This is a genomic window from Saccharopolyspora sp. NPDC045941, assembly GCF_056431445.1.
In genome coordinates, this window is record NZ_JBWKKU010000004.1 from 149,811 (window position 1) to 161,583 (window position 11,773).

Annotated in this window: 10 protein-coding genes; 7 read left to right on the forward strand and 3 right to left on the reverse strand. The window is 72.6% G+C overall.

The window, feature by feature from the left end; all coding sequences use genetic code 11:
- Positions 1 to 59 precede the first annotated feature (59 nt).
- Positions 60 to 2,486 carry an ATP-dependent helicase HrpB gene (gene hrpB, locus AC07FN_RS04785; RefSeq protein ID WP_478394402.1) on the forward strand — a complete coding sequence of 809 codons (2,427 nt, stop codon included), beginning with the start codon at positions 60 to 62 and terminating at the stop codon, positions 2,484 to 2,486.
- A gap of 186 nt (positions 2,487 to 2,672) precedes the next feature.
- The gene (locus tag AC07FN_RS04790; RefSeq protein WP_478394403.1) at positions 2,673 to 3,086 is read left to right on the forward strand and encodes an STAS domain-containing protein; all 414 of its coding nucleotides are present in this window, start codon (positions 2,673 to 2,675) and stop codon (positions 3,084 to 3,086) included.
- Between the two features lie 11 nt (positions 3,087 to 3,097).
- Here the strand turns inward: AC07FN_RS04790 and AC07FN_RS04795 are convergent, their stop codons facing one another.
- Both AC07FN_RS04795 and AC07FN_RS04800 read right to left on the reverse strand, forming a co-directional pair.
- On the reverse strand, positions 3,098 to 3,961 hold the full coding sequence (locus tag AC07FN_RS04795) for a class II glutamine amidotransferase (protein ID WP_478394404.1): 864 nt from the start codon (positions 3,959 to 3,961) through the stop codon (positions 3,098 to 3,100).
- An 83-nt stretch (positions 3,962 to 4,044) separates the two neighbouring features.
- Positions 4,045 to 4,890 carry a helix-turn-helix transcriptional regulator gene (locus AC07FN_RS04800; protein ID WP_478394405.1) on the reverse strand — a complete coding sequence of 282 codons (846 nt, stop codon included), beginning with the start codon at positions 4,888 to 4,890 and terminating at the stop codon, positions 4,045 to 4,047.
- A gap of 104 nt (positions 4,891 to 4,994) precedes the next feature.
- On the opposite strand from AC07FN_RS04800, the gene AC07FN_RS04805 reads away from it, so the two are divergent.
- The 4 genes from AC07FN_RS04805 (at position 4,995) to AC07FN_RS04820 (ending at position 9,193) form a co-directional block, all read left to right on the forward strand.
- Positions 4,995 to 6,653: an AMP-binding protein gene (locus tag AC07FN_RS04805; protein ID WP_478394406.1), complete on the forward strand. Its 1,659-nt coding sequence runs from the start codon at positions 4,995 to 4,997 to the stop codon at positions 6,651 to 6,653.
- Between the two features lie 90 nt (positions 6,654 to 6,743).
- Complete coding sequence (locus AC07FN_RS04810) at positions 6,744 to 7,031, forward strand: DUF1540 domain-containing protein (RefSeq protein ID WP_452615638.1); 288 nt, start codon at positions 6,744 to 6,746, stop codon at positions 7,029 to 7,031.
- A gap of 103 nt (positions 7,032 to 7,134) precedes the next feature.
- A complete protein-coding gene (locus AC07FN_RS04815) occupies positions 7,135 to 8,556 on the forward strand; it encodes a selenium-binding protein SBP56-related protein (RefSeq protein ID WP_478394407.1) in 1,422 nt (473 codons plus the stop codon).
- Between the two features lie 31 nt (positions 8,557 to 8,587).
- Entirely contained in the window at positions 8,588 to 9,193 is a 606-nt protein-coding gene (locus AC07FN_RS04820; RefSeq protein WP_478394408.1) for a DsbA family oxidoreductase, read from the forward strand.
- A gap of 24 nt (positions 9,194 to 9,217) precedes the next feature.
- On the opposite strand, the gene AC07FN_RS04825 is transcribed toward AC07FN_RS04820, so the two are convergent.
- A complete protein-coding gene (locus AC07FN_RS04825; protein ID WP_478394486.1) occupies positions 9,218 to 10,534 on the reverse strand; it encodes an amino acid permease in 1,317 nt (438 codons plus the stop codon).
- Positions 10,535 to 11,001: 467 nt separating this feature from the next.
- Here AC07FN_RS04825 and AC07FN_RS04830 point away from each other — a divergent pair, with 467 nt between their 5' ends.
- Positions 11,002 to 11,769, forward strand: a complete 768-nt coding sequence (locus AC07FN_RS04830) for a gamma-glutamylcyclotransferase (RefSeq protein ID WP_478394409.1) — start codon at positions 11,002 to 11,004, stop codon at positions 11,767 to 11,769.
- Positions 11,770 to 11,773 lie beyond the last annotated feature (4 nt).

Sequence of the window (11,773 nt, forward strand, 5' to 3'; positions counted from 1 at the left end):
CCGCCGAACTTCTGTGCGTCAATCGAACTGCGAGGCCGGGATGGCAAGATGGGGCCGTTATGCTCGACTTCCCCGATCTTCCCGTGCGTGCCGTGCTCGACGACGTCACCCGTGCTCTCGCGGAGCACGGCACGGCGGTGCTGGTGGCGCCGCCCGGCACCGGGAAAACGACGCTCGTGCCGTTGGCGTTGGCGGAGCAGGGGTTTCGCGTCGTGGTGGCGGAGCCCCGGCGACTGGCGACCCGGGCCGCGGCGGAGCGCATGGCGAGCCTGCTCGGCGAGGAGCTCGGGCAGCGCGTGGGCTACTCGGTGCGGGGCGAGCGCCGTCGCGGCGCGGCGACGGTCGTCGAGGTGGTGACCTCCGGCCTGCTGGTGCGGCGGCTGCAATCGGATCCCGAGCTGAGCGGCGTCGACGTCGTGATGCTCGACGAATGCCACGAGCGGCACCTGGACGCGGACCTCCTGCTGGCGCTGCTGCTGGACGCGCGGGACGGGCTGCGCCCGGACCTGCGGGTGCTGGCGACGTCGGCCACGGTGGCAGCCGGTCGGGCCGCGGAGCTGCTCGGCGGCGCACCGGTGCTGGAGGCGCACGCGCGGACCCATCCGGTCCGGACCTCGTACCTGCCGCCGACGCGCGGGGAGCGGATCGAGGCGTGCGTGGCGCGGGCGGTGCGCACCGCGCTCGCTGAGCAGGACGGCGACGTGCTGGCGTTCCTGCCCGGTGCCGGCGAGATCCGCCGCGTCGCGAACCAGCTGGGCGAGTCCGATGTGGACGTTCTGCCGCTGCACGGACGACTGCCGCACGCGCAGCAGGATTCGGCTCTGCGGGTGGGGAAGCGGCGCCGCGTGGTGCTGGCCACGGCGGTCGCCGAGTCGAGCCTGACCGTGCCCGGGGTGCGCGCCGTCGTCGATTCTGGGCTGTCCCGGGTGTCGAGGGTGGACAACCGGCGCGGCCTGGCCGGGCTGGCGACGGTCCGGGTGTCGGCTGCGGTCGCCGACCAGCGGGCGGGCCGCGCCGGCCGGCAGGGGCCCGGCGTGGTGTACCGGTGCTGGCCGGAGCACGAGCACAGCACGCTGCCCGCGTACCCGGAACCGGAGATCCGGACGGCCGATCTGACCCGGCTCGCCCTGGAGCTGGCGTGCTGGGGAACGCCGGACGGGTCGGCGCTGACGTGGTGGGACGAGCCGCCCGCCGGTGCGCTGGCCGCAGGGCGCGAGGTGCTGCGCGGGCTCGGCGCGCTGGCCGACGACGCGGTCACCGCCCGGGGTCGCCGGATGGCGGAGCTCGGTCTGCACCCGAGGCTGGCCCGGGCCCTGCTCGACGGCCGCGAACTGGCCGGCACCGGCATCACCACCGAGGTCGTCGCCCTGCTCGACAACGATGCGCTGACCAGCGAAATCGACGTCACCACGGCGCTTTCCCGGCTGCGCCGGGGCGCGCCGGGCAGCGATCGGTGGCGGCGCGAGGTCCGCAGGCTGCGCGGTTCGGTGCAGCCGCATCCCGGAACCTCCGCGCGCGACGATGCGGCGCTCGTCGTCGCGCTGGCGCAGCCCGAGAGGTTGGCGAGGCGCCGGGGTTCCGGCTCCGCGGTGTACCTGATGGCGTCCGGGACGGCGGTGGAGTTGCCTGGCAACCCGGGGTTGCGCGAATCGGAATGGCTCGCGGTGGCCGTCGCGGACCGGGCGCCGGGAAGCGCCTCCGGGGTCGTCCGGCTGGCCGCGCCCGCGGACGAGGCGCTGGCTCGCAGCGCGGCGCCTGCGCTGGTGACGACCAGCGACGAGATCGGCTGGGCGGACGGCGATGTGCGGGCGGTCCGCGTCGAGCGGCTCGGCGCGATCACCTTGAGCAGCAGGCAGATCCGCGACCCGGACGTCGCCGAGGTCCGGCAGGCGCTGCTGGCCGGCCTGCGCGCCGAGGGGCTGGAACTGCTGTCCTGGAACGACGACGCGCGACGGCTGCGGCAGCGGCTCGGGTTCCTGCACGCCGCCCTCGGCGATCCCTGGCCCGCCACCGACGACGGAACACTGCTGTCCATAGTAGACCAATGGCTGGAGCCGGAACTCTCGGCCGCGCGGCGGCGGGCCGACCTGCGGATCCCGGCGGGCGCCGCGCTGCGGCGGCTGATCCCGTGGTCCGCGGCGGGACGCCTGGACGAGCTCGCGCCGGACCGGATCGAGGTCCCCTCCGGCTTCCGGATCAAGGTGGACTACCAGGGCGACCGGCCCGCCCTGCCGGTGAAGCTGCAGGAGGTCTTCGGCTGGCAGGACGTGCCGCGCATCGCCGACGGCCGGGTGCCGGTGGTGCTGCACCTGCTCTCGCCGGCCGGGCGCCCGGCGGCGGTCACGGCCGATCTCGATTCGTTCTGGCGCAACGGCTACCGGCAGGTCCGTGCGGAACTGCGCGGGCGCTACCCGAAGCACCCGTGGCCGGAGGACCCGGCCACGGCGACGCCGACCCGCCGCACCCGGAGCAGCCCCGCGAGCTGACCGTGACGGCCGCCGTCGCCCGATCGTGGGGCGCGGACGAGGGGCGAACACCCTTCGTGCTGTGATGCGCTCGAAGGGTCATTTTGCCTGGTGATCTAGGGTTTGTCCGTAGCGTGGAGGGCGGCCCGCCGGGGTTCTCCGCGACGTGGCCGACAGCCCGAATCCCGAGCATTGGGGAGGCCGCACATGTCCTTCATCCCCGCCCCGCGCACCGAACGCGGCATCGACGACCACGCGCCAGGAGGGCTGCGACTGCGCACCACGAGCCCCGCGCCCGGCGTGGTCGTCCTCGAAACGGCCGGAATCCTGGACATGAACAGCGCCACGAACTTCGCCGACGCGGTGCGTGCGCACCTCTCGGCCACCACCGGCACCGCGGTCCTGGACCTGTCCAGGCTGTCCTTCCTGTCCACCCACGGCGCGGTCGTGCTGCTGGAGGCCGCGCACCGCGCCCTGATGCGCGGGGTGCACCTGGTTCTGCTCTCCCAGAACAGGGTCGTGGACCGCCTGCTGGAGATGCTCGACGTCGCCGACCGGTTCACCTACGCGACCACGGTCGAGGAGGCCGTCGGCCTCTCGGGCGCGACCGTCCCGCGGTAACCCGAGTCGGGTCAGGCCTGCGACGCCGCCGCGTGCGCACCGAGATCGGCGAGCGACAGCGGGCGGCGAGGTGGGTGCTCCAGGACGATCCGCCGGGTGACCGAGAGATCGCGGCCGACGTGCAGCAGCTCCCCGGCCCGCATCTCCTGCCAGCCGGGATCTTCGTCCATCCGCTCGCTGGCCACCACCACCGCCGGGGCCTTGGCCAGCTGCCCGCTGCGGGTGCGGATGCGCCCGGCGGAACTGGTGTGGTCCAGGTAGCGGTCGCCGTGCTGTCCGCCCGCCGCGCGCTGCAGCACGTGCAGCTCGTGGGTGTCGGGGTAGCGCAGCGCCCACAGCTCGGTCGGCGTGGTGAGCACCAGGTTGAGCGCGTACACCGGGAGCGAGTCCGCGACCCACCGCGCCGCGGCCGCGATCCCGGCCCCGACTGCACCGCCGTTGGCGTCGATGTGCTTGGTGACCAGTGCGAAGAAGCGTTCCGAGTCCGTCTCGCCCGTGACCAGCCCGCGGTGGTCGCCGAGTTCGGTGTCCAGCGCCGGGAGATCGCCGATCACGCCGTTGTGCGCGAACAACCGGCCGTGCTGCTGGAAGGGGTGGGTGTTGCGCTGCTCCAGCGCGCCGGTCGAGGCGTAGCGGATGTGCGCGATGAAGGTGACCGAGCGGCAGTGCTTGGCCTCTTCGGCGAACGCCCGGTCTTCGTAGGCGGCCAGCGGGCGCTTGTCGACCTCCGGTTCACCATCGGCGCTGAAGATTCCCAGCCCCGTGCCATCGGGTTCCCGGCGGCTCTGCTGCGCCAGGCTGTCCGGCGCCTCCAGCAACAAGAACGTGGCTTGCACGCGCTGCGGCGCGGCCGACAAACCGAACAACCGGCACATCGCAATTTCCCTCGCCGCACAGGAACACGCACCACGTACCCGCAACAGCGGCCGCGCAACCGTTCCCGGGCCGCGCAGGGGAATCAGGGCAGCGCGCCGCGCCGCCGGGCGGCGACGACCGCCTCGTGCCGGGTGTGCACGTCCAGCTTGCGCATGGCGCTGCGCAGATATGCCTTGACGGTCTCGGGTTTCAGCGAGAGCCTCCGCGCCGTTTCCGCGTTGCTGCAGCCGAGCGCGATCTGCGAGAGCACGTCCAGCTCGCGCGGCGACAACGCAGGCGGATCGGCGGCGTCCCGGGCGTCGGTGAGGTGCGCCAGCCGCTCGCACGCCCGGTGCAGCCGGTCGCGCAGGACCGCGTCGTCGAGTCCCTGGGCGATGGCGCGGAACTCGGCGTGCAGCTCGCGAACCCCCTCGATCGCCACGCTGTCGCGAAGCGCCGTGCTGTCGGCGTCCGCCACGTCCAGCAGTTGCAGCCGCCGGTCCACCTCGTCGCGAACGGCGATCTCGCCGGCCAGCCAGCGGGTCGTGTCGACCATGGTGTCCAGCACCCGGTCGCCGAGCGGGACCACGCCACGTGCGGCGCAGTAGAGCACCCCGCGAACGGAACCGTGCACCGTCACCGGCGCGGCGGCCACCGAACAGATGCCCTCGGCGAGCACGGGCACGTCGTAGTCGTGGCTGATCGTCACCGCGGACCCGTAATCGCTCACCGCGCCCGGGCGCCGGGAGGTCATGACCTGCCCGCCGAGACCCGCCGCGGCGCGCACCTGGAGGCCCTTGAGCGCGGCCGTGCGCACGCCGGCGAACTCCGAGAGGTGCAGGGAACCCGCCGCGACCTGCCCACCGAAGGCGACCGGCACGTCGGCCCGCTGCCGCACCACCCGCACGGCCTGCCGGAAGGCGTTCCCGTCATCCGGGCGCAAGTACACGATCCCTTCACCCCTTTCCGGGGGTATCGCGGACTGATGTGTGGCGCGGAGCATAACGCCCGGCTACGCCGCGGCAAAGGAGCAAGCGGCGGGAAGGGGCATTCGTGAGCATCGAGCCGACCGCCGCACCAGGGACGACGCCGCCGCAACGGGTGGCCGAACTGCTCGCCAGGTTCGGCTCGCCGGACGCGTGCGCGGCCGACCTGCTGTGCGACGATCACCCCGCGGACGCCGTGGCCTGCACCGTCGTCGAGGCGGACCTGACCAGCCGGGACCTCACCTACGGCGAGCTGCGCCGCGACTCGGCGCGCTTCGCCGCCGCGCTCGCCGACCTGGGCGTCGAGCCGGGCGACGCGGTCGCGGTGCTGATGGGCAAGTCCGCCTACCTGGTCGTGGCGCTGCTGGGCATCTGGCGCCGCGGTGCGGTGCACGTGCCGCTGTTCACCGCCTTCGCGCCGCCCGCCATCGCCCTGCGGCTCAACGCCAGCGGCGCGAAGGTCGTCGTGGTCGACCAGGACCAGCGCGCCAAGCTGGAGCCGGGCGAGGACATCCCGGCCGACGCGCCGTGGCGGATCGTCGTCGCCGGGGACGCCGCCGACGAGCCGACCGTCGCCGGGCTGCTCGGCCGGTACAGCGGCGACGAGCCGACCGCGCAATCCGTCCGCCGGGGCGGGGACGGCATCCTGGTCCAGCTGTTCACCTCGGGCACCACCGGAACCCCGAAGGCCGTTCCGGTGCCGATCAAGGCCTTGGCCTCGTTCCAGGCGTACCTGGAGTTCGGGCTCGACGTCCGGGCCGACGACGTGTTCTGGAACGCCGCCGACCCGGGCTGGGCGTACGGCCTGTACTACGCGATCCTCGGCCCGCTGGCGGCCGGTCGCCGGAGCATCCTGCTGCACGCGGGCTTCTCGGCCGCGCTGACCTGGCAGGTCATCCGCGAGTTCGGCGTCACCAACTTCGCCGCCGCGCCAACGGTTTACCGCAGCCTGCGCACCGATCCGGCGGGCGTGCCCGAGGGAATCCGGCTCCGCCGCGCGTCCTCGGCGGGCGAGCCGCTGACGCCGGAGGTCGTGTCCTGGTCCGAGGAGCGGCTGGGCGTCGCGGTGCGTGACCACTACGGGCAGACCGAGCACGGCATGGTCGTCGTCAACGCCTGGGCCGACGGCGTTCGCGAGCCGGTCAAGCCCGGCTCGATGGGCGGCGTCCTGCCTGGCTGGTCCGCCGAGGTGCTGCACGACGACCGGGACGAGCCGGCGCCCGCGGGCACCGCGGGGCGCATCGCGTTCCACGTCGCCGACAGCCCGCTGATGTGGTTCACCGGCTACGCCGCCGCGCCGGAGAAGACCGCCGAGCGTTTCTCCGCCGATGGCCGCTGGTACCTCACCGGCGACGCCGGGACGCGGGACGCCGACGGCTCCTTCTTCTTCTCCTCCCGCGACGACGACGTGATCATCATGGCCGGTTACCGCATCGGGCCGTTCGACGTCGAAAGCGTCCTGGTGCGCCACGACGCGGTGGCCGAAGCGGCCGTCATCGGCGTGCCCGACGAGCTGCGCGGCGAGGTCCTGGAGGCCTACGTCGTCCTCCGCGCGGGACGGACCGGTGACGAGGAGCTGGTCGCGGACCTCCAGCAGCTGGTGAAGCGGAGGTTCGCCGCGCACGCCTATCCGCGCTCGGTGCACTTCGTCGAGCAGCTCCCGAAAACGCCGAGCGGCAAGATCCAGCGCTTCCTGCTCCGCGAGCGGCATCGCGCCGCCCGCTGACGGGCCCCCGGATCCGCTGCCGGGCGGCCGGACGCGGTCCATCATGGGAACCGCTTCGGCAACCGACCGGATCCGGGGGGAAGCATGGAAATGCCAGAAATGCCACTGGTGAACAACTGCACGGCCGAGAACTGCGCGTTCAACCACGATCACAACTGCCACGCCCTGGCCATCACCATCGGCGAACCGGCCCACGCGCAGTGCGACACCTTCGTCGGCGGCGAGTTCGACGGCGGCGACCCCAACGCCATCGGCCACGTCGGGGCGTGCAAGATGGCCGACTGCCGGTACAACGACCACCTCGAATGCCAGGCGCCGGGCATCTCCGTCGGATACCAGCGGGACATCGTCGACTGCCTGACCTACCAACCCGCTTAGCGCGGTCCGGCGGGCGTGCAGGTCCTACGATGTGGACGGCCTCGACGCTCAGTGCGGTTGGCGAGACGCTGGGTGACGAAGCCGTTGCAGTCGAGGAGACGCGATGAGTTCTCCAACCGGACACGAGCTCGATCCCACCTTCTACCGCAGCCCGGGCGATGCCATCGCCGCGCCCGCCGAACGCCTGGCCTACGTCGTCGCGTTCGACCGGTCCGGACAGCAGCCGGACGCGCTCACGGTCGTCGACACCGATCCGGGGTCGGCGAGCTTCGGCCGGGTGGTCGGCTGGGCCGACCTGCCGACCCGCGGCGACGAACTGCACCACTTCGGCTGGAACGCGTGCAGCAGCGCGTTCGCCCACGCCGGACACCACACGGACGGCCTGCAGCGCCGCTACCTGCTGCTACCCGGGTTGCGGTCGTCGAACGTGCACATCTACGACACCCATCCCGACCCGCGGCAGCCGAGGCTGTTGCGGACCGTGACGGCCGAGGAGCTCGCGACCGGGGCCGGCTACTCCCGGCCGCACACGCTGCACTGCGGCCCTGACGGGATCTACCTCTCCTGCCTCGGCGGCGCGAACGGGGACGACGGACCCGGCGGCATCGCGGTGCTCGACCACGACACGTTCGACGTCGTGCGCGCGTGGGAGACCGACCGCGGGCCGCAGCGCCTGGCCTACGACGCCTGGTGGCACCTCAACCAGAACACCCTGATCACCAGCGAGTGGGGCACGCCCTCGATGATCGAGGACGGGGTCGTCCCCGAGCTGCTGCTGAACAACGAGTACGGCCACGCCCTGCACTTCTGGGACCTGGCCGAGGGCCGCCACCGGCAGCGCGTGGACCTCGGCGCGCAGCACCAGATGGTGCTGGAGCTGCGGCCGTCGCACGATCCCGGCGCGACCTGGGGCTTCGTCGGCGTGGTGGTCAGCACCGAAGACCTGTCGGCGTCGGTCTGGCGCTGGCACCGCGAGAACGGCGACTGGCAGGCCGACAAGGTGATCACCATCCCCGCCGAGCCGGCGCCGGCCGAGGAGCTCCCGCCCGCGCTGCAGCCCTTCGGCGCGGTGCCGCCGCTGGTCACCGACATCAACCTGTCCGTCGACGACCGGTTCCTGTACGTCTCGTGCTGGGGCACCGGCGAGCTGAAGCAGTACGACGTCAGCGATCCGGCGCGGCCCCGCGAGACCGGCTCGGTCCGCCTCGGCGGGATCACCGGCCGCGTGCCGCACCCGGCCGCGCCGGACCGGCCGCTGGCCGGCGGGCCGCAGATGGTGGAGGTCAGCCGCGACGGCCGGCGCATCTACCTGACGAACTCGCTGTACGGGGCGTGGGACGACCAGTTCTACCCCGACGGCGTGGGCTCGTGGTTCGCCAAGCTCGACACCGACCCGGACGCGGGCGGCGGACTGGCGGTCGACGAGAGGTTCTTCCCGCACGGCGCGGAATTCCGCGGCCGGCGGGTCCACCAAGTGCGCTTGCAGGGCGGCGACGCCTCCTCCGATTCCTACTGCTACCCATGACCCGATACCGGACAAGGATGTTGACCCGAAGATGACCTCCGCTTTCGCCGTCACCTGGGACTACCGCTGCCCGTTCGCGCGCAACGCGCACGAGCACCTGCTCACCGGCCTGGCCGCCGGTGCCGACTGGCAGGTCCGCTACCTGCCGTTCTCCCTCGGCCAGGCGCACGTCGAGGAGGGCCGGCCCAGCGTTTGGGAGAAACCCGAGCAGGACAGCGGGATCCTCGCCCTGCAGGCCGGTGTCGTGGTCCGGGACGAGTTCCCGGACCGGTTCCCGGCCGTGCACCGCGCCCTGTTCGAGGCGCGGCACGACGAGGGACTGCACCTAGAGGACCGCGCGGTGGTCCAGCGCGTCCTCGCCGACCACGGCGTTCCCGCCGACGCGGTGTTCGCGCGCATCGACGACGGTTCCGCGCTCGGGCAGGTGCGCACCGAGCACGAGGACTTCGTTTCCTCGCACCGCGTTTGGGGCGTGCCGACCTTCATCGTCGACGAGCAGGCCGTGTTCGTCCGGCTGATGAACCGCGCTCCGCAGGGCGCCGACCCGGCGGCGTCCATCACGACCATCGAACGCGTGGTGGACTTGCTGGGCTGGAGCGACCTCAACGAGTTCAAGCACACCGCCATCCCGCGCTGACGTCCACAGTGGAGAGGCGCCTCGTCAGCCATGCTGCGGGGCGCCCTTCCGGCGGCGGACCTCGTAGCCGACGAGCACGACCGCGAGCGTGACGAGGCTGAGCCAGAACTGCGACCGGGTGTCGGGCAGCACCGCCATCGCCGCGATCACCACGACCATCAGCGCGATGGTCAGGTAGCTCAACCACGGGAACAGCCACATCCGCAGCGCCAGCTGCGATTCGCCGTCCGGGCCGAGGCGCTTGCGCAGGCGCACCTGCGAGACCGCGATGATCAGGTAGACGAACAGCGCCACCGCGCCGTAGGAGTTGACCAGGAAGGCGAAGATCAGGTCGGGCGAGACGTACGCGGCGATCACCGACAGGTAGCCGACGACGGTGCCGGCGAGCAGCGCCCGGCGGGGCACCCCGCTGCGGCTGAGCTTGGTCAGGCCGCGCGGAGCATCGCCCCGGCGCGTCAGCGCGAACAGCATCCGCGACGACGTGTAGAGCGCGGAGTTCAGGCAGGACAGCACCGCCGTGAGCACGATGACGTTCATGATCGTGCCCGCGCCCGGGATCTTCAGCGCCTGCAGCACCGCGGCGTAGGGGCTCACCTCGATGGCCGGGGAGTTCCAGGGCAGCACGGCCACGACGACGAGCACTGACAGCACGTAGAACGCCACCACGCGCAGGATGATCGACTTCATGGCGTTCGCCACGGCGCGGCGCGGTTCGGCGGACTCCGCCGCCGCGATGGTGACGATCTCGGCCCCGGTGTAGAAGCCGACGCAGGGCACCACGGCCACGAGCACGGCGGCGACGCCGTGCGGGGCGAACCCGCCGTGCGCGGTGAGATTGCCCAGCCCGCCAGGCGAATCCGGCCACCAGCCGAGGATGGCGATCGCGCCCAGGAACAGGAAGACGACGATGGCGGCGACCTTGATGGAGGAGAACCAGTACTCGAACTCGCCGTAGGAGCGCGCCGAAACCAGGTTGGTCAGGGCGAGCGTCGTCAGCAGCACGAGGCTCACCGCCCACAGCGGGACCTCCGGCAGCCACAGCTGGACGAGCTTGCCGCCGGCCACCGCCTCGATGGCGACGACGATGACGAAGAAGTACCAGTAGAGCCAGCCGACCGCGAACCCGGCGCGCTCGCCCAGCGCCTCCCTGGCGTAGGCGTAGAACGACCCGAGCGCGGGCCGCGCGACGGTCATCTCGGCGAGCATCCGCATGATGAGGATCGTCAGCACGCCCGCGATCAGGAAGGAGATCACCGCGGCCGGCCCGGTGGCGCCGATCACCACGCCGCTGCCGACGAACAGGCCGGCGCCGATCACCCCGCCCAGCGCGATGAGGCTCATGTGCCGCCGCTTGAGGCCCTGGGCCAGGCCTCCGGTGGTCTCGGTGGTCGTGTCGGAGTCGTCGCGCGTCGCGTCTGTGGCTGGCATCGGAGTTCTTCCAGTTCGCTGAGCGCGCAGGCGGCAGCGGCCCGCGCGGCACCGGTGGGGGAGGCGAGTGCGGTCAGCCGCGACAGGCGGCGCTGCTGATCCGGCACGTGTCGACGTGCCGACGCGCGACCAGGAGCACCGAACCGGAATCCATGGCTGGGCATGTTACGCAGCCGCGGCCGCGAAGTAGAGCGATCTCACATGCCGAAAACCGCGAGGCCGCGACCTTGTGTCCGATGTGGACAGTGTTGTCCGGTGGGCGCTGTTGAACACCGAGCGTGTTCGAATCGGCGCGAACGACGTAAATCACGGCGCTTCGGGCGTAATCTGCGATCGCGGTCATAGCGCCGCGGCGACCTCGACGCGATGCTGTTGCGGCCATGTGCTTCCCCGAGCAGCAAGCCCAGCCCCCGGCGCGAACGCGCTTCGCCGACGTCGAATACCCCGAGGCCCCGTATCCCGGTGCGCGGCCGGACTTCTCGTTCGTCCAGCTCGACGGCATCGGTCACCCGCTCGCCCCGGACGGCACCGCGCCGTCGGGCTGGCGGGTGCACGCCGCCGCGGCGGCGCGACCATGCGTCGACCGGTGGCTGGCGGAACGCGGTGCGGCTCCGCTCCGCGACCGGCGGCCGGTGCTGGCCTACGGCTCGAACGCCTGCCCCTCGAAGATCACCTGGCTGCGGGAGAACCTGGGGCTGACCGGGCCGGCGGTCGTGCTGCGCGCCCGCTGCACCGGCCTCGCGGCCGTCTGGGCGACGGGGCTGCGGGCCAGGGGAGACGGCCAGCGACCGGCGGTGCTGGCGACCGCGCCGGGCATCGTCGAACACCACGCGGTGTGGCTCGCAACACCCGAACAGCGCCGGGTGCTCGACGAATGCGAAGGACGCGGTGCCCGCTACCGCCTGGTGTGCCTGCACGGCCCGGAACGGATCGGGCTGGAGGACGGCAGTGAACTTCGGCACGTCCTGGCCTACGCGGGCGCGTCCCGCGAGCGCGCGCCGCTGCTGGTCGAGGGCCGCCCGGTGCGGTGCGCCGAAGTGGACCAGCGCGCGGCGCTGGGCCTTTCCGGTGTTCCGGCCGCCGGCGACGGATTGGTGTGCGCGGAAATCATCGGCGAACCGCCCGCCGCCCGCTGCGCGGATCGGTGAGTCC